Below are 25,477 nucleotides of genomic sequence, written 5' to 3'. Positions count from 1 at the left end.
CTATCCGACCGCCCCCATACCGAGCAGCTGCTGCAGCGCGGGATTGCCGCCCCTTGCCGCCTCCGTCGCATTCTTCGCCGCCTGCGCAGCCGGAGCCGCCATCTCGGCCATCGCGGCAGCCTCCTGCATCTCCTGCGCCTTCTCGGCAGCCGCGCGCTTCTGCTCCTGAATCTCTGCAAACGCATCATCCGTCCGCTTCATCGCCGCAGGCGCGCCCAGCATATCGAAATAGCGATTCACCGACTCATTCCAGTCCACCTTATCCAGAACATCCTGATGGAACTGCGCAATCTGTGCCACGAACGCAACCGCCTGCTCAATATTCACCAGCCCCGACATCTTCTGCGCCTGCGCAAGCGGAGAAATATACTCAATCCGTAGCTCCTCATCGCGCAGAACCTCTGCCATCTGAGGATCCTCCGGCTCCGGGAACATCCGCGCGCGGTCGAGAATATTGTAAACCCGCTCGATAATCCGCCCCAGGAACTCGAACTGCATCCGCTGCACCACAGGCCCCAGAATATTCATCTTCTCCTGCGTGCGTTCCAGCACCTCACGCGCCGTCATACTCTTATCCTGCTGCTCCAGCATCATAAACAGATCCGCACTGTACGCGCGCTTAATGCGCGTCGTCACATCTGCCACCACCTCCTTCAGATGCTCCAAATTCCCCTGCACCTGAAACAGCGGCATCACCGCATCGCGCTGCTCCACAAACGTCTTGCCGCCCGGCACCAGATTGATCCCCTTCATCGCAAGATCAGGCGTCGCAGCCACAGGAGGCTTCACCGCCAGCTCCACCATCGTTAGCTTATCCTTCTCCAGGAGATGCAGCACCTTCGCATCCCCCTCCGCGAACCAGCCGGGTCCCTTGCCATAACTCTCATTGCCCGTAATCAGATAGCGGGCAACCGGCACCGGCCACTCATGGAACCCGCCCACATGGAGAAACTCCTCCTCAGCAGCCCCCTCCACATAGTAAACCGACAGATAGGGCAGATAGCAGCTGCCAAGCCGCGCGGGATCGTGACAGCGATTCGCCCCCACATACCAGATCACAGAATGATCCGCCTTCATCCCCGGCCCATTTGCCAGCTCATCGCGGACATACTCCGGCACATTCTCCGCCCCGAACTTATCCACCAGCTGCGCCGCCGACATCTTCCAGCGGCGGCAGAACGACTGCACCGACCCGTCGGAACCATTCTCCATCGCATAGCTGCCGATCGGGTACGGAACGAAATGCACCCCGTATTGCGCATCCGGGAAAATCCCGAGCGGCGCCTGCCCGAACGCAAGCTCCAGATAGCAACTGTGCACCGCCGTATAGAAATTACTCTTTTCCAGCACATCCGCCATAACTTCCATCCGCACATCCAGAATCCGCCCAAGATCGGAATTATCCTTCAGATCGCGGTTTGCAAAATCCAGACGGAACCAGCGGCGCGACGGCGGCGTAAGACCGCCCATCACCCCCGCCGCAAAAATCTGATTACAGTCCCATGCACAGTTATGCCAGACACCCGTATCCTTGCGTCTTCCCGCATTCGACTCATCATCCACACCGTCGAACGCCCCGATATACGGCAGCTGGAACCTGCGAATCTCCTTCCAGCGCCCCTCATACGTATGGCGCTTCTCCATCAGCTGCCGCACCGACAGCGCGATCTCCCTGCGCCTGAGAGAAAGACGCGCCGCAACATCCGAAGCACGAATCAGCGGGGGCAGCCGCGCCCCTTTAGAAAACTCCTCCTGCATACATCCTCCTAACCGAGCGTCGTACGGGAACCGCCTCCGGCGAGCGTCCCAAGAATCGTATCGCGGTCACTCGAAAGCATCGTCGAACTGCGCCCGCGCCTGCGCCTCTGCGCCCCCGACGCATTATCCTTCACGCCAACATCCGACGACTGCACCGGCGTCGGCGCAGGATCCACCTTCGGCGGCGGCGTATAACCGCCGCCACCACCTCCGCTGCACATCGCATCACCCCCCTTCATCCGAGCACCAACCCCTATGCAAACGGATCATACACCGTATTGCACATCGCAGCCCCCCGCGCGCGCGGAGACGCCCTGACAGGAAACGCAAACGTCAGCGCCAGCGCATCCGCCTTATTCGGCGAGGCAAGCCCGCGCTTTTTCATATCCGCCTTCGACTCCAGCTGCAAACGCCCGCTGCCATTCACGAACGCCTCCGGACCCGTCAGATCATCGCGCAGCTCTTCATCATCCGGCAGCGCCCCCACCGACTTAATCCACTCCTTCATATCGCCCCACATCTCGGCACGCTTATTCGCATAGTAATCATCGCGGGGTTTGCCTGCGAACGACACCAAATGCCACGCGCGCCCCATATTGCGGCCGACAGAATAGATCCCCGTCCCATAGCCCTGATCAATATTCACCGACACCGCATGATACTTATCCTCGAGGTAAGCGATGCGCTCCGCCATATACACATCATCATCGTTTTTTTCATACGACGCCAGATGACGGCACATCGACCCCTGCCTGAGGAAAACCTCGAGACTGTCCTCCCCCGTCCACGCAGGATCCACCCCGATAACAGCAGGTGCGAAATCGAACTCATGCGGATGAACCACCCGCTGCACCGCCGCCTCCACCAGCGCCGACGAAATAAACTGCAGCTCCGACGCCGACGGAAACACCCCGCGCACACGCACCTTAAAAAAATCGCTGTCCTCACCCCGCGTCCGCGCCCACTCCGCGATCAGCTCCTTATTGCTGATCGCAACCGAGCGGCTGTCCACCTGCCGCGTATGCCAGAGCGCGCGGTCACGGTGGAAACAGTCATAGAACCGCCCGCTCGTACGCGTCGGATTCCCGAACGCACACCATACAACCTCCGTATCCCTGTCCGTCAGCGCACCCTCCGCCACCTCCCAAATCACATTCGCAATCGCCGACGCCTCATCGAACACCAAGAGAATCCGCTTCCCCTGATTGTGCAGACCCGCAAACGACTCACTGTGATGCTCATTCCACGGAATCGCATCCACCCGCCACGTCCGCTCATGCCCCGGCTCATTCGAAAAAATCGCCGTCGCCGTATACGTAAACAACTCCTTCGCGATAAACCGCTCATACCAGCGCGCAAGCTCCGGCCACGTCTTACTCTTGAGCTGCGTATCCGTATTCGCCGTCACCACCCCGCGCGTATCCTCATGCGTTGCGATCGCCCAGAGCACCAGCCACGCAACAAGCGCAGACTTGCCGATCCCGTGGCCTGATGCAACCGCCTCGCGGATCACCTGCCCCGGGACTTTCAGACCATCGCGGACATCCGCGAGCAGATCCAGCTGCCACACCTGCGGCTCCTGCCCTTTGAGATCACCCTCCCCCCACGGGAACGCCCCATACACAAACGCCACAGGATCATACGCGAGCGCGGCCAGAAACTCAATCAACTCCCGCCGCAAAGCACATCCGCCCCCTTATCCGCAGCAGCGCCCGCCGCATTCTTAATCCGCTCCCGCGCATCCTTCAGCGCCGCCGCCATATTCAGCGTCAGCTCACCTGAAATCCGCGTCTCCTGCCGCTCCGCATACACATCCGGCTTTGCCCCCTTTAGGAGGAGAATCAGCAGCGCATCACTCATCTTGCGGTACGAATCCACCTTCCTGCCCTTATAGTACACACCCACCTCACACCCCTCCACCGCCCTGCGGAACGCCTCCTCCTCGAGGATATCGCCCGCCATCACCTTCGCCTCCTCGAACGCCCTGCGGTACGACGGATCCTCCTTCAGCCAGTTATAGTGCGTCTGCCGCGTCATCCCGCACGCCTGCGCCGCCGACCCGATCGTCCCCGTCGTCAAATAAGTATTTAAGAACTTATTTTTCTGCCTCGAGTTTATGAAACTGTAAACCTGCCGTGCCATAGCGAACACCCTCCCCTCCCTAGAGCCGCCTGCCCTCACACCCCTTCCGGCAGACCGCCCTTTTTCGGCACCTCCATGTGTAAAATCACCGCCGCAAAAACCGGCGAAAAAATCCCCGCATCTTCGCCCCTTCCTCGGGGCAACAAAAAAGCCACATGCCCCGGAGGCACATGACCCTTACACTACCCAGTATAACACCTATTTTTCACAAAAATTCCCAGAAAACACAAAGGACTTAGAAAAAATACCAAACGCGCACTAAAACACGCGCATCAGCCCCAACTGACACGCACACGCCACCGCAAAAAAACGCACCTCCCGCACCGCCTCATAGAACGCATTGCGGCTCAGGAACAGCTCCCGGCACACCCGCCGATACCCCTGCCGCCGCACATAACGGCGCACATACACCTCCCCCACACGCGAGCCGGCAAAATGCGCGCGCACCGCCGCCGCCACCCGCAGCCACCCCTCCGGCACATCAGGGCACACCCGCGCCTCCAAATTCCGCAGCGCATCCTCCGGCGTCGGATCCCTCCCCGCACGCACCCCGTAGCGCGGAGCGCAGCGCACCGCACCCTCCGCCGCATACAGCATCGCATCCACCCGCGCGAACACCCCCTTATCCATACCCGCGCACCTCCGGCATCCGCTCGAAAAACGCAATCACCAGCGGATACCCCTCCGCCGTAAACGTAGAATACGACAAATCCTTCAGCAGGCGATAGCCCTTTGGCGCAGCGATCTCCCGCTTGAACACCTCCGAACGCGACACCCGCGACCGCTTCGGCTCCGTGCGGATCAGATTCCTGCTCGGCTGGATCCGCCCCGAACGCGCCGCGATTTTTTCCTTCGTGAAATAATCCGCCAGCCGCTCCGCATCCCGCACATGCCCCCCGTACAGCTTCACTTCCACATTCCCATGCGGCCACAGCGCCTTGATCCTTTCAAGCTCCGCCTTCCCCAGCGCCGGCAGCAGAATATGCCCATGCGGCCGCCCCCCGCCGGAGAGATTCTCCAGCACAGAAATATATCGCGCCGGCACCCCCGCCTTCCTGTAGATCGCCCGCACGCGCCGCTTAAACTGTGCAAACGCCTCCTGCAGCGCAGCGGCATCCATCACCTCCGCAAGCGTCAGCGTAAAATACCAATCCCCGGACGTGAAATTATCCAGCAAGAGACGCGACAGCTTCTCCGCCCGCAGCCGCCGATTCACCTCCGCCTGCGCCGCCCTCGTCATATTTTGCTTCCTTGCCCGCTGCTCCCGCACCTCGGGCGAACTTGGAACAGCACGATGCGAAAAATACCGCTTCTCGATACGGAACCGCCCATCATGAGACATCCAACTCGAACGCATGTATGCCATCTTCGCCCCACCTCCCCGCAGATGCATAATTATGTCGATATATTAATTCCTTAATCGAGCAGACAAGGGCATAGCGCCCCCGACGAATAAAATGAACCTCATTCTATTTTATTCACACATCTGCCCGATCAGATACATACTATATAGAAAGAAACACCACAAAGACGGATAGAATCACGCCACATCCTTCTCGAACTGCAGCGACCCCTGCGCGCGCTCCCCATCCACATACCGCCACACCTCATCCAGCAGCATATTCAGATCATACGCCAGCGCCGAACTCATACAGAACGCGTGCTCCTCCCCCACATTCGGGCGCGGCGGCGTATCCAGCACCAGCGGCTCCTTACTCGAATGCAGCAGAAACTGCGCCATCATCGACACACAAAACACCTTATCACCCTTATGCGACAGCTTAACCCCCGACACCAAAATCCGCTCCGCCGCCTCCTTCGGCAGCTCACAGACCTCAGCCACATACACCGCCAGCGCCTGGAGCGTATCCTTCAGCTCCGGGCGCGGCACATCCTCACACACCAGCCGATACGCATCATACCCATTCGTCGCCGGTTGGAACACCTCCCAGCCCACCGTATACACACCCTTCTTCACCTTCAGCAGCGTCACCCTGCGCTTCTTCATACCGCATCCTCCTCACCATCTGCGCGCCTCACGCGCGCGCAGCTCCTTCAACGAACACAAAGGCGCATCGCCCCCCACATAAAACAGCACCCGCAGCCGCGCCGCATGCGCCGCCGCATACTCCTCCTGACAGCCATTACTCGACGAATACCGCCCCGCCATCACAATCGCATCACACGAGCGCAGCACCTCCATACACAGCCGCATCACCTGCTCATACGGCACACCCTCCAGCGGCGCAAACATCGCCAGCGGATTGAAGAACACCACATCAGGAAAACGCTCCTGCAGAAAGCGCTGAATCCGCGCCGCCTCCGCCCTGTTCTTCTCCTCATCCCCCGTATACGGATGCGACAAATAAAACCGCTGCAAACGCCCCGCCTTCCGCACCTCGGAGCCTCCCCCGTCACTACGGGGGAGGGGGACCGCTTGCGGTGGAAGGGGCGCCTTGAACGCATCACCGCCGCCCCCCGCAGAGGCGCCCTGCACCTCCTCCTGCACAGCCTCCTTACGCCGCACCTCCCGCTGCGCAGCCTCCTGCACCTTCCGCTCCTGCACCTTCAGCTCCGCCACATCCCGCAGCGACAGCGCCCCCGCCGCCGTGAGGCGCGCAGCAGCCTCCTCCTGCCCCTCGGGCGTGAGAGACGCCGCCTCATACGCCACACTCACACCAACCCGCCCCGCCTCGAACCCCCTGCGCAGCCCCTCGTTAGAGAGACCGCCCGAAATCACCGCATAGCGCGCCAGCTGCCCCGACGTAACCCCCAGCATCCGCCCCACCGCATCGCGCACACGCCCCTGCAACCGCCCGGCCGCCTTCAAGTCCTTCAGCAGCCGCGTCGCCCGCTCCGCCTGATACATCTTCTCCGCATCCGAGAGAACCCGCGCCGAACTATTTGAATAAATCAGCATCAGCTCCCGCAGACACGCATCCTTCTCATACTCGACCAACGCCGGCACCTCGGCGAACTCCGCGTGCCCCTCCTCCACCAGCTTCCGGCACGCCAGCACGCGCCGGTGCCCACTGATAATCACATAGCGGCCATCCGCCCCCTTCGGCTCCACCACCACACACTGCAGCACCCGCCCTGCGAGGAGAATCGCATCCGCCAGCTCATCAACCCCATCCACCACATACCCATTCAGCGGATTCGGCACCAACAGATCGAGCGGCAGCGACACCACCTCATAGCGCCGCCGCGCCGCACCGCCCTGCGCCGCCGCCCCCTGCGACACCTCATTCATCAGCGCCATCATATCAAAACCCGCCATCATCAGCCCTCCTCATCCACACGCATCAAAATCACACATCCCCAAATACTCCCGCGCCAGCGCCACATAATCCCGTGCCGCCCCGCAGCGTGGCGAATGCACCATCACCGGCAGCGCACCGAACGTTGACTCATCCACCTTATCCGTCCAGCGGATCCGCGTTTGCAGCAGCCGATACCCCGCAGCCCCCGCAAGGAACGCCGCCCCCTGCGCATTCACCTCATTCCGGCGAAAACTCGTAATCACACACCCGCAAAACCGCAGCAGCGGATTGAAATTGCGCCGCACCACATCAATGCAGCGCAGCAACTCATCCACCCCGTCGAACGTAAACCGATCCACCTTCACCGGCACCAGCACATCATCCCCCGCCACCAGCGCATTGATCACACTCATATCCTCATTCGGCGCATTATCAATAACACAGAAATCATAGCGCCCCTGCAGCGGCTTCAGCGCCTCCTTCAGCCGCCCCTGCTGCGGCCGCAGCGGATCCATCAGCACCGCCTTATTCGCCTCCAGCAGCGTCATATTCGCAGGAACACAATCAATCCGGTCATAGCGCGTCGCCTGCACCACCTCATCCGCCGCAGCCGCCCCCGTCAAAAGATCCCCCACACACCGCCGCTCATAGCCGAACACCCCGAAAAACCGACTCGCATTCCCCTGCTTATCATTATCCACCACCAGCACCCGCAGACCATGCACATAGGCAAACACATACGCCAGATTCACCGCCGTAATCGTCTTGCCCACACCGCCCTTCAAATTACACACATTCAGAATACGCACAGCGCACCTCCTACCCCTCCGGTGGCAAAAACTCCACACACACCCACAGACACGTCCCCGGAACCTGCAGCGCCGCATACGGCAGCAAAGCACCCGTCGCCGCCTCCGTAACCGCATAGAACCCATCCGCATCCGCCTCATCCGCAACGAGATAGCGCGGCTCCGCGCACCCCGAAACAGCCGCCTCTGCATCCGCCCGGATCCCGCGCGGAAACCGCCCATCCATCCGGGCATCCGCCATCGTACGCGGATCATCCCGCATCCACAGATAGCGATACAGCTTCTCCCACAGCTCGGCCTTCGCATTCGCCGCACAGACCATCCGCCACTTACGCATATCCACCGGCTCCCTCTCCCGAAAACGGCACTGCCAAAACATCGGCTCATGAAACTCGCAGCTCAAACAATGCCGCTCGCACACACACCCGCGATAACGGCGGCACACCACCCCCGTCATATGCCGCCCCCCACAAATCGGACAAAGATTATCCGCATAAATCGACATCAGCTCCCGCCGGAAACGACGACAGCGCATCCGCTCCCGCTCCCGCATCAGCAGCGCCCTCAGCCCCAGCTCCACCCGCATCCCCTCCTACAGCAGCCACCCCACCGTCGTTTTCCGCACGTTGTACTTGTTCAGCTTCCTACGCGTCGTATATCGACTATCCTATTTATCCATCCTCAGACGTTGCTCTCGTCCATCCGCAAACCAAACAGCGTGATCTGCGCATCGTTCTCTTGGATACGGTTATCCTCGCCAAGCCACCAACGCATGACCTCTGCGCCTGTCTCCCACTGCGTTGGATACCCATCTACTCTCCTTTTGTCGATCATTTTTTGGAAGGCATCGATGTAATAGGAACGAAATTGAGGCCAGCGTTCGGCATCCCTCTTCATGCCCGCTGATCCCTGATACGGACACATGACACATCCTAGTCGTCTAAAGCCCTCATCGTAGAGCTTACAGTATGGGACGTTGTAGGTCTTGATGTATTCCCACACATCCGCATCCGACCAGTCGATGATCGGGTGAAGGTAATGCTTTCCCGTTTGACGGAAGCATACTTCGACCATCTGCCGCTTTGCGCGCTTTGCCGATTCTGCGTGTCGTACGCCCGTCACGACAAACCGCCCTTTGCCGCCCTGCTCTTTGAATACTTGACAACAGTAGCGGGCGCGACGTGTGGGGGGCATACGTTTTTCAATGATGAGGTCGTGCATGTTGATTTCGGGGATGTTACGCCCCTCCCATGCTTCTTTGTATTTCTTGCGGATAAATTGTGTTAGCTCGGGAGGGTCTACGGTTGTCATATTGTAATGCACGTCATAGTCCACCGCCGCGCGGCGACACAGGGCAAGGACAACGCAGCTGTCCTTGCCGCCCGAAAAAGCAACGTAGTAGCCCTCGGGCGGTTGATGCAGACGCAGACGTTTGATTGCAACCTGTACCTTGTCGACTTCGCCGTAGAGTGTCAGTTCTTTCAGCATCCTCTTCACCTCCCTACAGCAGCGACCCCACCGTCGCCAAACGCACTGCCAGACGCACCCCCAGACCACAGCCCAGCCCCAGCGCCGCCCCCAGCACCAACACCAGCGCGCAGCGCCCGACGAAACCAAAAGAACAGAACAAACCGAAAATGCCGACCATACAACCACCTCCGCCGCCCCATCAAACCGGCGCATCCACCGCACAGCGCGCATGCAGCGGCCCCGTAAAACGTGGAAGATTGTGGATATACTCCACCACCCAACTATACGGCACCTTTCGATACTCAGAACCGCGCTCCAGCACATACGCCAGCTCCCCGCGATCCAACCGCAGCTGCACCGTACGAGAAGAACAACCCAGCAGCCGCGCCACCTCCTTCACCGACAGCAGCCGCTCCTCCGGAAATTCGGCGGGCGGCGGCGGCAGAAATACCACCTCCGGCAGACGAGCAAGAATCCGCTCCGAGAGCGCCTCCACCTTCTGCGCCAGGCGCTCATCAGCAACCTTGTCAAAGCCCGCCATCAGACGCGCCGCGAAGTCAGCCGCCACCGCATCCACCGCAGCCTTCGCCATAACCTCACCTCCTATTGGCAACCACGCCCCGCCCGATATTGCTATCTACCATGATTCGCCTCGTAACGAGGCGGGGAGTGACCTGCCATCATCAGCGCAAGGCGGTCAGTCCCTGCGGACGGGCCTAAGCCCGTTTCGGCTGTGTTGTTGCTCTCCTCCTCACCGTATAAGTTGTTCCCCCATCCCCTCTTTGCTATAATGAGCACGGAAAGGAGGCGATTTCTATGAGCATTGTTGTCAAAGTCTCAGACCTTAGAGAGAGAGTCAAAGAACTCCGTCAAGACGGCGTTCATTTGGTCGAACTCTCCATTCATGACGATGGCGATGACCTATTTATCGCAGTCACCTCTGCGGATGATCCTCATGAGGGCATTGACTACGATGACATTGACGGCGTTCCGGCAAAGTAACAATCAGATAAGGGAGACGCTTTTTTCCCTCGGCTTTGCGTTTCCTGTTCTCCTTGCGGAGAACGAGACGAATTGCCTGCTCAATCTCCTTCATCTTTTTCCCTGAAATGGTGACCGATACCATCTCGGGGAATTTTTTTGTACGCGTTACCACACTCTCACCTCCCTTCCGTGCATACAGTTTCGAATTTGGAATCATCACCACATTACTAACAGGTGTGCCACTAATATGGCGATATTTATTCCCGTGACAAGAATCGCCACACGAACAATTTGCCCCGGCGGAGCATTGTTCCACCACAACCAAAACCGTTGCAGACATTTCATCCCCTCACCTCCTCGCCCTATGCAGTCTGACGATGGCGATGACCCATTTATCGCAGTCACCTCTGCGGATGATCCTCATGAGGGCATTGACTACGATGACATTGACGGCGTTCCGGCAAAGTAACAATCAGATAAGGGAGACGCTTTTTCCCCTCGGCTTTGCGTTTCCTGTTCTCCTTGCGGAGTACGAGTCGAATTGCCTGCTCAAGCTCCTTCATCTTTTTCCCTGAAATGGTGACCGATACCATCTCGGGGACTTTTTTTGTACGCGTTACCACACTCTCACCTCCTTCCCGCAAACGGCAACCACGCCCCGCCCGATATTGCTATCTACCATGATTCGCCTCGTAACGGGGCGGGGAGTGACCTACCGCCAACCGCCGGACTAAGCGGCGGGCGGCGTCACCTCACGCTTGAACAAATAGGACAAATCAAACTGACGGAACAAATAATCCTTAATGACAAACGCCTCCTCAATCGTAAAAGCCCCGCCATCCAGCTTATTGGCAACCGTATTGCGATGAACATTCAACAAGCGTGACAGCTGTTCTATCGTCACATTATGTGCCGCCATCTGAACCTTCAAATTTTGATACATAGCGCACCCCTCTTTTTATTCATTTGCATAATCCCTATACCTAATTATATTCAATCGAATATATATGTCAAGAAAAACTTATTCACCTGCATATTTTTCTGTTGACTTCCCATATATCCTGATTTATAGTTAAATCAACACCACTGAAAGGAGCTTATCCATGGGAATCGGCAGCATCTTATCCGAACTCATAGACAAAAAAGGAGCCAACGTCAACAGAGTGGCACAAGAAGCCTCCATCTCACCGCAAACGCTATACAGCATGATTCGCCGTGACAGCATGAAAGTTGACATCGAAGTCCTCATCCGCGTATGTCGCGTACTGGACGTTCCAGTCGAATACGTATACAACAAATACAAGGGTGAAGAAACTACCGTCCCGACCTCCTTCAGCGTACATGAAATCGAATTAATCACAAAATACCGCACATTGGACGAGAATGGGCGAGCGTTGGTGGATAGGGTAGTCGACACAGTCTATGAGCAGCGGAGGAATGGTCTAGAGGACTCATCAGACGAAACTACTGCATCCTAGCGGGCACAAAAAAGCCACCCGAATAAGGCAGCGAAATCGAATCACAGGCACATGTCTAAAGGAAGGTTATTGTCATGAGAAAAATCTTTTCACTATGCGCATTCGTTGTCCTCTATTTTCTCTTCTCCACCAGCGTAGCCTTTGCCGCAAATTGGCAATGGATTACGTCAAATGACGAATTCGGATATTTTTTCGATACAGAAACTATTCAATTTGGTGTAAAGTTAAATTCTATCTCCCCTATAAAAAAAGGAATAGATACAGATAAAATTCTATTCTGGGAAAAGGTATTCTTTACACAAGAAGGGGCTAATACTGTCGTTAAATCACTTAATGATGACCGTTTTTACTCACTAGATCATTGTATCTCACAAATAACTTATTCTATACCAGAGCGCACGCAGACGATACACCTACTTGTATTTTATGATAAAAACGGAAATATAATACAGGACGTTAGGAAAGATCATACCGAAAAAATAATTCTTGATTCATATGGAGATTTTGTCTTCAAATCAATTTGTTCTTATGCAAAAGAACACCGTCTTGAAATTTCTGCCAACACCCCCATCAATTCAGATATATAGCAATGTAGCAGACAGCTGAATCGGTATTGAGCGGCAAAGCCGTCGCCAATCAGAGCGATATTGTGTAGGAGGAAGGTGAACCTATGGACATATTGGATTTCGATGACGCAAAAGACAGTGCCATATTGAGGACTATCCGCCAGCGATGTGCTACACATCAACTTCGATGGACGAATCATATACTCACCAGATTATTCCAGCGCGGCATATCTATTGATGACGTGATGCACACCATGACAAACGGCGAAATTATCGAGCGTTATCCCGAGGACTATCCATATCCGAGCTATCTGATCTTCGGCGTGACGGTAAAGAACGCATGGCTTCATGTCGTCTGCGGCATCAGCATCGACAGACTTCATCTCATCACTGCCTATAATCCAGATCCCGAACGTTGGGAATCCGACGGAAAGACACGAAAGGAGAAAACACAGTGAACTGCTTTATGTGCAAAGGATCGCTTGAGGAGAAAAAGACCACGTTCATGGTTGACCTCGGAGATCACATCATTATCATCAAGGACGTTCCTTCCTACGTCTGCTCCCAGTGCGGGGATACCACCTATAACGATGAGGTTGCCCGTGTGCTTGAACAGATTGTCGAATCCCTGCGCCACGCTCCGACGGAAATGTCTGTTGTGAACTATGAGCATCGCCCTGCTGCATAACGCACGCAGAAAAAAGGCTGCATTAGCCTCCTCCTCTACCGCCGCCGCAAAAACGGCATAAAAAAAGACCGCTCCTAGGTAGCGAGAAGGAGATTATATGGATATAGAGTTTTCACGCTCTGCAGCGAAGTTTCTACAATCTGCCGACCGTCCTACACGCAGCCGCGTCAAGGCAGGGATTCTCGGCTTAATTCAGCAGCCGCCCATCGGAGATATAAAGGTATTGCAGGGATGGAAGCCGCCCTCGTACCGGCTGCGCATCGGTAAGTATCGGATCGTCTACAGTTATCTGCAGAGAGAAGGCGGCGCCCCCTATCTCTATATCAGGGACATTGGCGCACGCGGCGGGATTTACAAATAAGGAAGGTGATTGTCATGACCGCACAGGAACAGGAAATTTTGATGATGTATAATACCCTGCCTGAAACAGAGCAGGGACTTGCATACGAGCTTTTGCGCCGTCTCGTTCTTGCATGGGATCCTGATTTTACGAAACTCACCCCCGCCGAACGCGCCCACTTGGAGGAATCCGAGCGCGATCTGAGGGAGGGGCGCACAATACGGATGGAAGATATTGACTGGGATTGACAAAATGCGCCGCCCTCATCGCAGAAAAAGAGGCTGCATTAGCCTTCGTCTCTGGAAGCGTCGCAAAAATGGCATAAAAAAAGGCCGCCCATAGGCGGCGGGAATACAGTACGCGACGAAAGGAGGTCTGCCCTTGAATGTCATATTCTACGAGAAAGAAGATGGGACTGTACCCGCAAGAGATTTCATCTTCTCGCTCGACGATAAACTGAAAGCGAAGGTTTTATACGTCATTGACAATCTAGAAGCACGCGGTTCTCAGTTGCGTATGCCATATTCCGAAGAACTGACGGACGGTATTTTTGAATTGCGTGCCATATCCGGCAGCAACATTGCCCGTGTCCTCTATTTCTTCATTGTTGGCAACACCGCCGTTTTGACAAATGGCTTCGTCAAAAAGACACAGAAGACACCGCCGAATCAAATTCAACTTGCAAAGAAGTACCGAACAGACTACCAAAGGAGGAATCCATCATGATTACATGGCATGAAGTTCGTGAAGAACTCTTAAAAGACCCCAATGTAAAGCGTGAATATGATGCCTTGATGCGTGAGGAATCTGCCGAACAGGAAGCACTTGACCGCGCCGAGGAAGAACAGCGCCGCCGCGCATCCACCCCGCCGGTCACCCCCCGCCCCGCATACGCCTAAAACAAAAAAGCCGCCCTCCCTGCGCCAACAGAGAGAGCGGCAGACATGACGCGAATCATGCCCAATGCACCTACATACTACCATGATTCGCCTCCTATTTCAAGGAGGTTTTATTTATGTCCAAAATACGCATACGAAAGCGCGGAAACACCTATTCCTATAGCTTCGACATCTCGAAGAACCCGCGCCGCATGAAAGAAAAAGGAGGTTTTGCCACAGAGGATGAAGCATTCGACGCAGGAGTAAAAGCCTATGCCGACTGGAAAAGCGGGAACATCGGCATCACATCGGAGAAGGTAAAGCTGCGGGACTACCTCGCCGCATGGCTCCGGAACGTCGTGCGCCCGAACGTCAAGCGGATGACGAATATCAGCTATCGCGATACAGTCAAATCACGCATACTCCCCTATCTAGGCGATCTGTACGTGCAGGAACTCCGCCCCCGCGATATCGACCTATGGGTTCAGACACTTGCAAGAAAGGGACTGTCCCACGGGACAATCCAGCAGACAAAGGCAGTCCTTTCCATCGCCCTGAAGTATGCCATCTATCCCGCCGAACTCATCACGGCAAACCCCGCCGCAGGTATATCCATCCCCCGCAGCGCACCGCGCAAGGTAACGCCGCGCATCATCATCACGCCGGAGCAGTTCGCCGCCATCCCCGCAGAGGAAAAATACTACCACACATACAAAATCCTCTATCACACAGGGCTGCGCCTCAGTGAGGCACTCGGACTTACATGGGACGATATCGACCTCACCACAGGAGAAATCACCATCGTACGCCAGCGGCAGCGGACAGGATACTTCGAGACGCCGAAAACGCCCACAAGCGCCCGTTCTTTCTATGCGGACACCGCGTTACTTTCCTACCTCCGCACGCTCAAAGCGGCACAAGCGAAGCAAGAGATGCTCCTAGGGGAGGCGTATCAAATCGCCTATGAATCGACAGAGGATCACAGGCTTGTAACCCTTCCGAAAAAGCTGCCCCCGCCCGCCGACCATATCCGCCGCCCGCTCCTCTGCATCCTGCCAAGCGGACTCCCGCACAAGCACGCGCGCATAGAAACGCTGCTGCGGAATCTCCACCTCAACCCGCACAGCTTCCGCCATACGCACGCGACAAAACTCATCGAAGCAGGTGCAAAACCCGTCGATGTAGCCGCCCGCCTCGGCCATGCCGATGTGACAATCACGCAGAATCTCTATACGCATGACACGGACGAGATGAAAAAGGAAACGGCTCGCATCTTCGGTGAGGTTGTAGGCAAGTAATTTTGTAGACAAGTTGTAGACAAATCCACCGAAAAAATCCTGCACCCTATATAGGAATGGGGGTGATTGAAAAGGCTGTCATTATAGCATTTTATGATGCTGAACGAGAGTTTTCTGCCGAGAATATCGGATATATTGAAAACACAACGCTAAAAGATTCTTATCGCATTGATGAACACCCTGGTCAGGATTTTGTAAAATATCTTGTTAGTCTGAAGACAAAAGAGGCTCTCTATCACTCTGCAAACAAAGAAAGTAAGGCAAGAGATATTGTATGTTGGTTTGAAAATTTTACAAACATCCTTCGAAAGATTTTTGCAGACGATCACCTGATGCTCAATTTCGATATTGAAAACTTAGCTTTTTATATCTCCGAGACGGGAAAAGAGCCTTTTTCCTTCGACACGCTTTCCAGTGGCTATGCTGCCGTACTGGACATCATTGCCGACTTGATGATCCGCATGGAGAAGAACCACAGTGGCTCATTCGATGCCCCCGGTATTGTCCTCATCGACGAGGTGGATGCGCACCTGCATCTGTCCCTTCAAAAGAACATTCTTCCCCTCCTGACAGGACTGTTCCCACGCATTCAATTCATTGTGACAACACACTCCCCATTCGTCCTTGGCTCTGCTGAAAACACGGTCATCTATGATCTGGAAAAGAAGCTTTGCATCAGCGGCGATGAAGGTCTGTCCAACTTGACGTACTCCGGTATCGTCGAGGGCTATTTTGAGTCCTCGGATTTAACCGAAACTTTGGAAAAGAAATATCGTCGTTTCCAAGAGCTCTCGCGTAAGGAAGTTTTTAACGATGATGATTATGAAGAACTTGGCTCACTCGAAACCTATCTGGACGAAGTGCCAGACTATCTTGCGCTCAGTGTAATGGCAGACTACCAACGAGAAAAATTGGAACTCGAAAAACGGCTGGAAGCGGGTGCATAAGGTGGTAAAATGTGAACGAATTTTTCCCGCACCTGCATCGCTAGCTACAGAAGCAAAAAAAGGAAAAAACGGAAAATACAATTCCGGTGATGTCATTGAAGCCCTAAAGCAAGTGTTTCATGGGAAATGCTATATCTGTGAAATGCAAGACCTACAGGATGGTGAGGTAGAACATCTTCTTCCGCATTATGACAGCGCATATCTTGGTCGAAAATTTGATTGGGAAAACCTGTTTTGGAGCTGCGGTCACTGTAATCGGATGAAGAATCACGCCGAATACGAGGGAAATGTCATCGATTGCTGTAAAGAAGATCCCGAGGAATATCTGAACTGCATCTATGCAAATGGAGAAGTACTGGTGCGCGTTCGTAATTCCTCGGAGAAGGCAAGGCTCACAGCACAGCTCATTTCCAATGCCTTCAATCAGACAAATACAGGCATTCGCAAAAATGCAACCACCATACGAAAACAAGATTTACAACAAGAAATGACAACCTTCTTTCAGCAACTTGGTGTATATCAAAAAGATAAGACAAATGTTGCAAAGAGAAAAGTGGCAGCACGCCTGAGAACGAAGACTGCATTTGCAGCGTTCAAACGCGACTACATCCGCGCACATCAAAGTGAATACCCGGAGTTTCAAGAATACGTCTAAACACAAATAGGGGTACTGTATGAAATCACATGGACTTCATGCAGTACCCCTATTCTTATGCAAACAATTCCACCTGATTGCTCTCCATCATGCCGTCGAGACAGCCGTGCATGCGCAGGAGGTCGATGGCGGGGGTGGGGATGTGGGAGCGGGTGGCAAGATCCTCGATGGAGATGAAGCGGCCGTACTGGCGCGCCTCGACGATTGCCTGCGCCGCCTTCTGCCCCATGCCGGGGAGTGCGGTGAACGGCGGGAGGAGGGAGTTCTCGCGCAGGATGAATTTCTCCGCGTCGGATGCGTAGAGATCGACGGGTTCGCAGGAGAAGCCGCGCAGATACATTTCCCACGCCAGCTGCAGTACGATCAGGATATCCTGCTTCTTGTTGTCGAGCTTGCCGCGATGCTCGCGCGCTTCGGCGTTCAGTGCGTCGATTGCCGCCTTGACCGCCGCCTGTCCCTTCGCGATGATGTTCGCATCGAATTCCGCTGCGCGAATGGAGAAGTAGGCGGCGTAGTAGGCGAGCGGATAGTGCACCTTGCAGAATGCAATGCGGTAGCCCATCATGACGTATGCAGTCGCGTGGGCGCGCGGGAAAAGGTATTTGATCTTCTGGCAGGACTCGATGTACCACTCGGGGATGCCGCCCGCACGTAGCGTCTCCTCAACATCCTTCGCGATGCCCCTCCCCTTGCGCACGTTCTCCATGGTCTTGAACGAGAGGAGCGGCTCGATGCCGTTCTGCATGAGGTAGTTCATGATGTCGTCGCGCGCGGAGATCGCGTCCTTCAGCGTACTCGTCCCCGCCTTGATGAGATCCTGCGCGTTGCCGAGCCAGACGTTCGTGCCGTGGGAGAATCCCGAGATGCGCACGAGATCGGCGAAGCAGTCGGGGTTCGAGTCGTCGATCATCTTCTGCGTAAACGAGGTGCGGAACTCCGGAATGCCGTACGTGCCCATGTTCGCGCCGAGCTCCTCGGGCGTGATGCCGAGCGCCTCGGTCGAGGTGAAGATGGACATGGTGGCGGGATCGTCGAAGGGGATGGTCTCAGGATCGCGGTGGGTCAGCTCCTCGAGCATCTTGATGACGGTCGGGTCATCGTGCCCGAGGATGTCGAGCTTGACGAGACGCTCGCTGATGGAATGATAGTCGAAATGGGTGGTGAGTGTGTCGGACTCCATGTTGTTCGCGGGACGCTGGATGGGCGTGAAGTAGTGTACGTCCATGTCACGCGGCACGACCATGATGCCCCCCGCGTGCTGCCCCGTGGTCGCCTTGACCCCCATGCAGCCGCGCATCATATGCTCGATGTACGGACGCCCCTTCGTCTCGCCCTGATCCTCATAGTAGTGCATGGCGTAGCCGTACGCGTTCTTGTCCTGCAAGCCCGAGATCGTGCCCGCGCGGAAGACGTTCATCTTGCCGAAGAGCACCTCGGTGTACTTGTGCGCGGTCGGCTGATAGTCACCCGAGAAGTTGAGGTCGATATCGGGAACCTTGTCGCCGTCAAACCCCAGAAAGACCGCAAACGGGATGTTATGCCCGTCCTTCGTGAGCGGCGTGCCGCAGACGGGGCAGTCCATCGACGGCAGGTCAAAGCCGCTCCCGACGGAGCCGTCGTCGATGAATTTGTTGTATTGGCAGTGGCGGCAGCGATAGTGCGGCGGTAGCGGGTTGACCTCGGTGACGCCGATCATGGTCGCGACAAAGGATGAGCCGACCGAACCGCGCGAGCCGACGAGGTAGCCGTCGTCGTTTGACTTCTTGACGAGGCGCTGCGCAATGATGTAGAGCGCCGAGAATCCGTGCCGGAGGATCGGTTTCAACTCGAGCTCGAGACGATCCGTCACAATCTGCGGCAGATTCTCGCCGTAGAGCTTGCGCGCGCGCGCGTACGACATCTCCTGAATCTCACGGTCCGCGCCCGGCACGGTCGGTGCATAGAGCTCGTCGGGGATGGGGAGGAAATGCTCGACACTCTCGGCGATCCTGCGCGGATTCGTCACAACGCACTCATAGGCGCGCTCCACGCCAAGATAGTCGAACTCCGCAAGCATTTCGTCCGTCGTACGCAGATAGAGCGGCGGCTGACGATCCGCGTCGCGGTAGCCGTTCGCCTTTTGCAGCATGGCGCGATAGACGGCATCCTCGGGGTTGAGGAAGTGCACGTCACAGGTCGCAATCAGCATTTTGTCGAGCTTTTTTGCGAGCGCGTCCACCTTGCGGTTGATGTCCCTCAGATCCTCATCCGTGTGAATCGGGAAGCGATCGTCGATTTTCAAAAAGTCGTTGTTATGGATGGGCTGAATCTCGAGGAAGTCATAGAATTTCGCGATTTCCTCAACTTCCTCGTCGGGACGCCCCGCGACGATACTGCGGATCAGCTCGCCCGCCTCGCACGCAGAGCCGACGATCAGCCCCTCGCGGTACTGCTCAAGAATGGCGCGCGGCACGCACGGGCGCCCGCGCTTCTTCGTGCCACGGAAATAGCGGATGTGCGAGAGGGAGACGAGCTTGTAGAGGTTGTAGAGTCCCGTCTTGTTCTGCGCGAGGAAGATGATGTGATGCGCGCGCTGATCCTCGGGCTTGTCGAGGAGATAGCCCTCCATGCCGTAGATGATCTTGATATCGACGCCCTTCTTCTTGAGGGCGCGTGCCGTGTTCATCGCCTCGGGGAATGCCTGCACGACGCCGTGATCCGTGATGGCGACCGCCGGCCAGCCCCAACGCGCTGCTGTCTCGACAAGCACCTTTGGCGGGACAACGGCATCGAGCGCGCTCATCTTCGTATGCGCGTGCAGCTCGACGCGCTTCACCTCTGCCGTGTCCTCACGCTGCGGCACATTGCGTTTTTCGATGGAGTCGATGAAAAGAACGTAGTCGCTGACGAATTTATCGTATTCGATCTTGCCCTGGATGCGGACGGCGCAGCCCTTGCCGATCGCCTTGAGGATGCGGTCGACCTCTGCGTCGATGTCCTCCTGCGTCGTCTTGCCGCGCACGCCGAAGAACTTTTTGCACGCAATGCCGTTCGTCTTATCGGCAAATTTCAGCAGGAGGATGTACGCGCCCGATTTGAGCTTGTTCGCCTGTGGGGAGAAGATCTCGCCCTCGAGGACGATGTTCTTCACCTCGTCCTCGATCACACCGAGCTCGCGTGCCTCACCCGATACGCCGCGCCCAATGATAACGCCTGCGGGCACTTCCTTGGTTTTTGCGCCCTTTGCAGCGCGTGCGGAGGCAGAGGCGGCAGGTGCTTCCCTTTTCACGGGCGCAGGCATGGGCGGCGGTGTCCAATCCGGGGCTGACATCTCGCCGAGCGCGCATTCCATGCAGACGACCTGGCAGGCACAGCCGACGTGCGTGCGGACAGCAGCCTCCACGCGCTTTGCAACGGCGCTCTGCGCGAACAGCTCCACGCCGAATGTGCCCGGCGCAGAGAGACGGATGATGTTGCCGTCGACCGCGTACTCCGCCTGACGCAGCGTGTGAAAGAGCACGGCGTCCTCCCCCGCTGCCTCGCGCACGACGCGCTCCCAGAGCGGCGCAATAGCGGGTGCGAGCGCAACGACGTTCTGCTGCACGTACGCGCCCGCGAGCCCGTAGTTCTCCTCGACCTGCCGTGCCATCGCGGCGATCAGCTCCTCATCGAGGACGGCAGGCGTGCCGATGACAAGCTCCCACGTATTTTCCTCTGCCGAGACCTCGACGTGACGCAGCGCGCACGCACGCAAAAGCGCCCGCTCCTCGTCGGAGAGGGCGAGCCCGCGCAGGAGGCGGAGGAGCATGTCCTCCGCGCTTGGTAGAATCCGATAGGTCTTGTTCATTCGTCGTAGAGCCTCTTATACTGCTCCCTGTCCTCGAGCACGCGGCGCACGTAGAGCCGCGTCTCGGGGTAGGGAATCGCCTCGATCTCGTCAAACTGATCGTTCCAATGATAGCGCTCCATCCAGTCGCGCACGTTGCCACGCCCCGCATTGTACGCCGCAAGCGCGAGGATGTCGTTGCCGCCGAACTCATTTTCGAGCTCCGCGAGATACCAGACGCCATAGCGGATGTTGAGCGCGGGGTCGTAGAGATAGTCCTCGGTAAAAGGTTCGTCGAGCTGACGCGCAATCCACGCTGCCGTCTGCGGCATGAGCTGCATGAGCCCGAGCGCACCGCCGTCGGAGCGGGCGCGTGTCTGAAATTTGCTCTCGTGCTTGATGACGGCAGCAACGAGGTAGGGGTCGGCGCGGTAGTGTGCGGCGCTCGTCTCGATGTAGCTGCGGTAGTCGTAGGGGTAGATGTAGCTGCGCTCCACCCAGCCCCAGCCGCCGACGATGACAAAGACGATGACGGCGACGACGAGTGCGCGCAGCCCCCACCAGAACACGCTCCGCAGATTACGAACGCCCAATGATCCGTTCCCTCCAAAGTTGTTCAATACATTCCCGTGTTTCTCCCGGTGTTCCCGTGTTGTCGATGACGATGTCTGCGCGTGCACATTTCTCTGCGAGCGGCATCTGAGCGGAGATGCGTGCCCGCGCCTCTCCCTCGCTCATCGACTTATCCCGCGCGAGAAGACGCGCGAGCTGCTCCTCCGCCGGGAGCGCAACAACCCATACCTCATCGGCGAGCGCATCCCAGCCCGCCTCAAAGAGCAGCGGCACATCCAGTACCGCTGCCATTTTGTTCTGCGCGCGTGCCGCACGCAGACGCTCCTCTGCCGCTGTGCGGATGAGGGGATGCGCAATGGCATCCACCTCCGCGCGCACGGCAGGGTCGGCAAAGACGCGCGCGGCGATTGCTGCGCGGTCGAGCGTGCCGCCCGCCGTCACAATCTCCCTGCCAAAGCGTTCCACATATGCGTTGAAGATCGGCTGTCCCGGCTGCGAGAGCTCATGCGCGAGCGCATCCGCGTCGATGATCGCCGCGCCGAGGGCACGCAGCTCTGTGCTGACGGTGGACTTGCCGCAGGCGATGCCGCCCGTCAGACCGATGATCTTCACCTACTTCGCCTCCGCCCAGTTCTTCCCGACGTGCACATCCACGGCGAGCGGCACGGCGAGCTCCGCCGCGCCGCTCATCGCCGCGCGCAGGATCTCCGTGATCTGCGCGATCTCCGCCTCCACCGTCTCAAGCACGAGTTCGTCGTGCACCTGCAGGAGGATGCGGCTCTTCACGCCCGCCGCACGCAGCGCGTCATAGGCGCGAATCATCGCAATCTTGATGAGATCCGCCGCCGTGCCCTGGATCGGCGTATTCATCGCCATGCGCTCGGCAAAGGAGCGCTGCATGAAATTGCGGCTGTTGATGGCGGGCAGGTCGCGCCGCCGTCCGTAAAGGGTCGTGACATAGCCGTTTGCATGCGCATCCGCAACCATCTTGTCGAGGAAGGCGCGCACGCCATGATAGCGCTCGAAGTAGCGCTCGATGTATCCCCCCGCCTCCTTGCGTGAAATGCCGAGGTCACGCGAGAGTCCGTAGTCACTCAGACCGTAGACGATGCCGAAGTTGACCGCCTTTGCCCTACGGCGCTGTTCCCCCGTCACCTCGTCTAGAGGCACGCCGAACACCTCCGACGCCGTGCGTGCGTGGATGTCCTGACCGCTGCGGAAGGCGTCTATCATCGTTTCGTCGCCCGACATATGGGCGAGGATGCGCAGCTCGATCTGCGAGTAGTCCGCCGAAAGCAGCGCATCATAACCCGCACCCGGCGTAAAGAGCGCACGTACGGCGCGCCCCTCCTCCGTGCGCACGGGGATGTTTTGGAGATTCGGGTCGGAGCTTGAGAGCCGCCCCGTCGCCGTCACCGTCTGGTTGAAGCTCGTGTGCACGCGTCCCGTTGCAGGACGGATGAGCGCACCGATGCCCTCGAGATAGGTCGAGCGCAGCTTCGTCCACATGCGGTAGGTCAGCACCTTGTCCACGATGGGATGTCGGTCGCGCAGCTCCTCGAGCGTCTCGGCGTTCGTCGAGTAGCCCGTCTTCGTCTTCTTGATCTTGCTCCCCTCTGCGAGCCCGAGACGCTCAAAGAGAATCTCACCGAGCTGCTTGGGCGAGCTGATGTTGAACTCCGTGCCCGCGAGCGCGTGAATCTCCGTGACGAGCGCCTCGATACGCGCATTCGCCGCCGTCAGCTCGCGCTCGAGTGCCGCGCGGTTCACATAGATGCCCGTCTGCTCCATCGACGCGAGCACGGGTACAAGCGGCAGTTCGATGCCCCGATAGAGGCGTGTGAGCCCCGCCCCATCGAGCGCTGCCCGCATAGGTTCGGCGAGATGCGCGGCCGTGAGCGCCTCATGCACGGCGCGCTGCTCCTGTGTCGCCTCTTCGGGGACAGCAGGAAAGTCCGCGCTGTGGGCAAATGCCGCGCGCGCGAGGTCACGCTTGTTCTCCTCGGGGCGCAGGAGGTAGTCCGCCAGCTCGAGATCAAAGATATTCGTGCCGACGGAAAGTCCCGCCTGCGCATAGCGCTTTGCATTCCAGAGTACGACGGGACGCTCCGCAAGCACAGCGCATACGGTGGAAAACTCCGACGCGTCTGCGCGCAGCACGCGCCGCTCCGCCCCGTAGGAAAGGGCGAGTACGTCGATCTGCACAAAGGGCGCCGTGCCGCTGAATACCGCGCCGACGGCAATCTCCTCCGCCGTGCGCAGCGATGCGAGGTCGGCAACGGAAAACGCCTCTGCATCGAGGTTTACCTGTGCAGCGGCTGCGGTCTCCTCTCCAAAGAGCGACTGCTCGACGCTGTACGCCGGTGCAGATGCAGAGAGATAATCCGAGAACGCGCGCCCTACTGTCCGCAGCTCGTACTCCCGGCAGAACGCATCGAGCGCTGTGCGGTCGGGCTGCATGCGAAAGCCCTCCGCTTCATAACGGAGTTCCGGCACATTGCATTCGATTGTCGCGAGCTGCTTCGAGAGCAGAGCCTGATCCCGATACTCCACAAGCGAGGCGCTGAGTTTTTTCCCGCTGACCTCGGCTGCGTGGTCGAGCACGTTCTCGATGCTCTCATATTGCAGGAGCAGTTTCGTCGCGGTCTTGGGACCCACGCCGGGTACGCCCGGAATGTTATCCGAGCTGTCCCCCATCAGCCCCTTCAGGTCGATGAGACGAATCGGCGCGAAGCCGTACTCCTCCTCGAACGCCGCCGTATCGTAGCGGCGCGTGTCGCTGATCCCCTTTTTCGTCAGGACGACGGTGAGATTCGTGCGGATGAGCTGCAGGGCGTCGCGGTCTCCCGTCACAACGACAGTCTCCACGTCCTCCGCAGCTGCCTGCGTTGCAAGCGTACCGATGATGTCGTCTGCCTCGTAGTCATCCAGCTCGAGGAAGGGAATGCCGAGCGTCCCCGCCAGCTCCTTCAGAAGTGGAATCTGTGCGATCAGCTCTTCGGGGGTCTTGTCGCGCGTTCCCTTGTACTCCGGATAAAGCGTCGTGCGGAACGTCGTGCGGCTCTTGTCAAACGCGATGACAATCTGCGTCGGCGCGAGCTCCTTCAGGAGCTTTACGAGCATCATTGCAAAGCCGTGCACGGCATTCGTGTGGACGCCGCGCGCATTCGGCGGGAGCTGCAGCGCGTAGAACGCGCGAAAGAAAAGGCTGCTCCCGTCGAGAACGGCAAATTTTTCCCGGCTCACAGGTTCGGCTTGTCCTCGTCCTCGAGACGCATGAGGACGAAGCAGTAATCAGAGATGCGGTTGAGGTACTGCAGGTCGACATCCGCCACGCTGCCGCGCCGTGCAAGTGTCCATGCGCGACGCTCCGCCTCGCGTGCCACCGTACGCGCCAGATCGAGCATCGCACTCGACTTCTTGTCGCCGGGGATGACAAACTCCTTGAGTGCGGGCAGACTCTCCTCGATGTCTGCAATCTCCGCCTCAATCCCCGCGATCATCTCCGCCGTAACACGGGGCGGCTTGTTGCGGCTCGCGAAGTCCGCCATTAGCATGCCGAGCTGCTTCTGCACGGCGAGGATGTCGTCCTTCACGCGCTTGTTCGTCGCAAACGCGCGTGCCATGCCGAGCGCAGAGCCGAGGCTGTCGACCTTGCCGTAGACCTCGACGCGTGCGTCGTCCTTCGCGATGCGCTCACCCGTAAAAAGGCTCGTCTGTCCCTGATCACCGGTTTTTGTCACAACACTCATTGTACTTCCTCCTCTGTGGATAAATGTACCCAGTCGCGCAGAGAGGTGCGACCGGGCAATCGAAAGCAAAA

At 57.5% G+C, this 25,477-nt stretch carries 31 protein-coding genes and 1 other RNA gene; 12 read left to right on the top strand and 20 right to left on the bottom strand.

Annotated features, from left to right (window positions below; all coding sequences use genetic code 11):
* The 14 genes from AXF19_RS06435 to AXF19_RS06375 form a co-directional block, all read right to left on the bottom strand.
* Positions 1 to 1,758: a portal protein gene (locus AXF19_RS06435; RefSeq protein WP_066846615.1), complete on the bottom strand. Its 1,758-nt coding sequence runs from the start codon at positions 1,756 to 1,758 to the stop codon at positions 1 to 3.
* A gap of 8 nt (positions 1,759 to 1,766) precedes the next feature.
* Positions 1,767 to 1,979, bottom strand: coding sequence for a hypothetical protein (locus tag AXF19_RS06430; RefSeq protein WP_066846612.1), 213 nt, complete (start codon positions 1,977 to 1,979; stop codon positions 1,767 to 1,769).
* Between the two features lie 32 nt (positions 1,980 to 2,011).
* Positions 2,012 to 3,427, bottom strand: a complete 1,416-nt coding sequence (locus tag AXF19_RS06425) for a terminase (protein WP_237141721.1) — start codon at positions 3,425 to 3,427, stop codon at positions 2,012 to 2,014.
* A complete protein-coding gene (locus AXF19_RS06420; protein WP_216634984.1) occupies positions 3,424 to 3,837 on the bottom strand; it encodes a hypothetical protein in 414 nt (137 codons plus the stop codon). The genes AXF19_RS06425 and AXF19_RS06420 overlap by 4 nt, the downstream gene beginning before the upstream one ends.
* A 321-nt stretch (positions 3,838 to 4,158) precedes the next feature.
* Positions 4,159 to 4,530: a hypothetical protein gene (locus tag AXF19_RS06415; protein WP_066846602.1), complete on the bottom strand. Its 372-nt coding sequence runs from the start codon at positions 4,528 to 4,530 to the stop codon at positions 4,159 to 4,161.
* A complete protein-coding gene (locus tag AXF19_RS06410) occupies positions 4,523 to 5,266 on the bottom strand; it encodes a rolling circle replication-associated protein (protein WP_157092494.1) in 744 nt (247 codons plus the stop codon). The genes AXF19_RS06415 and AXF19_RS06410 overlap by 8 nt, the downstream gene beginning before the upstream one ends.
* Positions 5,267 to 5,440: 174 nt before the next feature.
* On the bottom strand, positions 5,441 to 5,908 hold the full coding sequence (locus AXF19_RS06405) for a hypothetical protein (protein WP_066846597.1): 468 nt from the start codon (positions 5,906 to 5,908) through the stop codon (positions 5,441 to 5,443).
* Between the two features lie 12 nt (positions 5,909 to 5,920).
* On the bottom strand, positions 5,921 to 7,180 hold the full coding sequence (locus tag AXF19_RS06400; RefSeq protein ID WP_066846595.1) for a DUF4406 domain-containing protein: 1,260 nt from the start codon (positions 7,178 to 7,180) through the stop codon (positions 5,921 to 5,923).
* A 12-nt stretch (positions 7,181 to 7,192) separates the two neighbouring features.
* On the bottom strand, positions 7,193 to 7,972 hold the full coding sequence (locus AXF19_RS06395) for a ParA family protein (protein WP_066846594.1): 780 nt from the start codon (positions 7,970 to 7,972) through the stop codon (positions 7,193 to 7,195).
* Positions 7,973 to 7,982: 10 nt separating this feature from the next.
* Positions 7,983 to 8,309 carry a hypothetical protein gene (locus AXF19_RS06390; protein ID WP_157092493.1) on the bottom strand — a complete coding sequence of 109 codons (327 nt, stop codon included), beginning with the start codon at positions 8,307 to 8,309 and terminating at the stop codon, positions 7,983 to 7,985.
* Between the two features lie 344 nt (positions 8,310 to 8,653).
* Positions 8,654 to 9,460, bottom strand: coding sequence for a phosphoadenosine phosphosulfate reductase family protein (locus AXF19_RS06385; protein WP_084784785.1), 807 nt, complete (start codon positions 9,458 to 9,460; stop codon positions 8,654 to 8,656).
* Positions 9,461 to 9,473: 13 nt separating this feature from the next.
* Positions 9,474 to 9,620 (bottom strand): hypothetical protein, encoded by a 147-nt coding sequence (locus AXF19_RS14330; RefSeq protein WP_157092492.1) that lies wholly within the window; start codon positions 9,618 to 9,620, stop codon positions 9,474 to 9,476.
* 21 nt (positions 9,621 to 9,641) lie between these two features.
* Positions 9,642 to 10,055 carry a helix-turn-helix domain-containing protein gene (locus tag AXF19_RS06380; protein ID WP_157092491.1) on the bottom strand — a complete coding sequence of 138 codons (414 nt, stop codon included), beginning with the start codon at positions 10,053 to 10,055 and terminating at the stop codon, positions 9,642 to 9,644.
* Positions 10,056 to 10,110: 55 nt separating this feature from the next.
* Positions 10,111 to 10,175, bottom strand: an RNA gene (locus tag AXF19_RS06375) — hammerhead ribozyme type II.
* Between the two features lie 83 nt (positions 10,176 to 10,258).
* Between AXF19_RS06375 and AXF19_RS06370 the strand changes: the two genes are divergently transcribed.
* Positions 10,259 to 10,444 carry a hypothetical protein gene (locus AXF19_RS06370; protein WP_066846588.1) on the top strand — a complete coding sequence of 62 codons (186 nt, stop codon included), beginning with the start codon at positions 10,259 to 10,261 and terminating at the stop codon, positions 10,442 to 10,444.
* Between the two features lie 712 nt (positions 10,445 to 11,156).
* Here AXF19_RS06370 and AXF19_RS06360 read toward each other — a convergent pair.
* Positions 11,157 to 11,369: a hypothetical protein gene (locus tag AXF19_RS06360; RefSeq protein ID WP_066846584.1), complete on the bottom strand. Its 213-nt coding sequence runs from the start codon at positions 11,367 to 11,369 to the stop codon at positions 11,157 to 11,159.
* Between the two features lie 160 nt (positions 11,370 to 11,529).
* On the opposite strand from AXF19_RS06360, the gene AXF19_RS06355 reads away from it, so the two are divergent.
* The 11 genes from AXF19_RS06355 to AXF19_RS06310 all read left to right on the top strand — a co-directional run bounded on the left by AXF19_RS06355 (position 11,530) and on the right by AXF19_RS06310 (position 17,276).
* Positions 11,530 to 11,904: a helix-turn-helix domain-containing protein gene (locus tag AXF19_RS06355; RefSeq protein WP_066846581.1), complete on the top strand. Its 375-nt coding sequence runs from the start codon at positions 11,530 to 11,532 to the stop codon at positions 11,902 to 11,904.
* Positions 11,905 to 11,978: 74 nt separating this feature from the next.
* On the top strand, positions 11,979 to 12,491 hold the full coding sequence (locus AXF19_RS06350; protein ID WP_066846572.1) for a hypothetical protein: 513 nt from the start codon (positions 11,979 to 11,981) through the stop codon (positions 12,489 to 12,491).
* 83 nt (positions 12,492 to 12,574) lie between these two features.
* Entirely contained in the window at positions 12,575 to 12,928 is a 354-nt protein-coding gene (locus AXF19_RS15860) for a DUF4258 domain-containing protein (protein ID WP_084784784.1), read from the top strand.
* A complete protein-coding gene (locus AXF19_RS06340) occupies positions 12,925 to 13,158 on the top strand; it encodes a type II toxin-antitoxin system MqsA family antitoxin (protein WP_066846570.1) in 234 nt (77 codons plus the stop codon). The genes AXF19_RS15860 and AXF19_RS06340 overlap by 4 nt, the downstream gene beginning before the upstream one ends.
* A gap of 97 nt (positions 13,159 to 13,255) precedes the next feature.
* Positions 13,256 to 13,519, top strand: coding sequence for a type II toxin-antitoxin system RelE family toxin (locus AXF19_RS06335; RefSeq protein ID WP_066846567.1), 264 nt, complete (start codon positions 13,256 to 13,258; stop codon positions 13,517 to 13,519).
* A gap of 14 nt (positions 13,520 to 13,533) precedes the next feature.
* Positions 13,534 to 13,746 carry a hypothetical protein gene (locus AXF19_RS06330; protein WP_066846563.1) on the top strand — a complete coding sequence of 71 codons (213 nt, stop codon included), beginning with the start codon at positions 13,534 to 13,536 and terminating at the stop codon, positions 13,744 to 13,746.
* Positions 13,747 to 13,879: 133 nt separating this feature from the next.
* Positions 13,880 to 14,224 carry a type II toxin-antitoxin system RelE/ParE family toxin gene (locus AXF19_RS06325; protein ID WP_066846560.1) on the top strand — a complete coding sequence of 115 codons (345 nt, stop codon included), beginning with the start codon at positions 13,880 to 13,882 and terminating at the stop codon, positions 14,222 to 14,224.
* Positions 14,221 to 14,397: an XRE family transcriptional regulator gene (locus AXF19_RS14710; RefSeq protein ID WP_216634983.1), complete on the top strand. Its 177-nt coding sequence runs from the start codon at positions 14,221 to 14,223 to the stop codon at positions 14,395 to 14,397. The genes AXF19_RS06325 and AXF19_RS14710 overlap by 4 nt, the downstream gene beginning before the upstream one ends.
* 116 nt (positions 14,398 to 14,513) lie before the next feature.
* A complete protein-coding gene (locus AXF19_RS06320; protein ID WP_066846548.1) occupies positions 14,514 to 15,674 on the top strand; it encodes a site-specific integrase in 1,161 nt (386 codons plus the stop codon).
* A 56-nt stretch (positions 15,675 to 15,730) separates the two neighbouring features.
* Positions 15,731 to 16,621, top strand: a complete 891-nt coding sequence (locus tag AXF19_RS06315; RefSeq protein ID WP_084784783.1) for an AAA family ATPase — start codon at positions 15,731 to 15,733, stop codon at positions 16,619 to 16,621.
* A 1-nt stretch (position 16,622) separates the two neighbouring features.
* On the top strand, positions 16,623 to 17,276 hold the full coding sequence (locus AXF19_RS06310; RefSeq protein WP_066846546.1) for an HNH endonuclease: 654 nt from the start codon (positions 16,623 to 16,625) through the stop codon (positions 17,274 to 17,276).
* A gap of 55 nt (positions 17,277 to 17,331) precedes the next feature.
* On the opposite strand, the gene AXF19_RS06305 is transcribed toward AXF19_RS06310, so the two are convergent.
* The 5 genes from AXF19_RS06305 to AXF19_RS06285 are packed head-to-tail and all read right to left on the bottom strand — an operon-like array spanning position 17,332 to position 25,406.
* Positions 17,332 to 21,102, bottom strand: coding sequence for a PolC-type DNA polymerase III (locus AXF19_RS06305; RefSeq protein WP_066846544.1), 3,771 nt, complete (start codon positions 21,100 to 21,102; stop codon positions 17,332 to 17,334).
* Positions 21,099 to 21,674, bottom strand: coding sequence for a lytic transglycosylase domain-containing protein (locus AXF19_RS06300; RefSeq protein WP_066846542.1), 576 nt, complete (start codon positions 21,672 to 21,674; stop codon positions 21,099 to 21,101). Before AXF19_RS06300 ends, AXF19_RS06305 begins: the two co-directional genes overlap by 4 nt.
* Positions 21,661 to 22,266, bottom strand: coding sequence for a dephospho-CoA kinase (coaE, locus tag AXF19_RS06295; RefSeq protein WP_066846540.1), 606 nt, complete (start codon positions 22,264 to 22,266; stop codon positions 21,661 to 21,663). The genes AXF19_RS06300 and coaE overlap by 14 nt, the downstream gene beginning before the upstream one ends.
* Positions 22,267 to 24,900, bottom strand: coding sequence for a DNA polymerase I (gene polA, locus AXF19_RS06290; protein WP_066846538.1), 2,634 nt, complete (start codon positions 24,898 to 24,900; stop codon positions 22,267 to 22,269).
* Positions 24,897 to 25,406, bottom strand: coding sequence for a cob(I)yrinic acid a,c-diamide adenosyltransferase (locus AXF19_RS06285; RefSeq protein WP_066846536.1), 510 nt, complete (start codon positions 25,404 to 25,406; stop codon positions 24,897 to 24,899). Before AXF19_RS06285 ends, polA begins: the two co-directional genes overlap by 4 nt.
* Positions 25,407 to 25,477 lie beyond the last annotated feature (71 nt).

This window comes from Selenomonas sp. oral taxon 126 (assembly GCF_001683335.1).
Classification (GTDB): domain Bacteria; phylum Bacillota; class Negativicutes; order Selenomonadales; family Selenomonadaceae; genus Centipeda.
The sequence above is the reverse complement of the archived record's forward strand: the minus strand, read 5'-3'. Positions and strand labels throughout refer to the sequence as shown.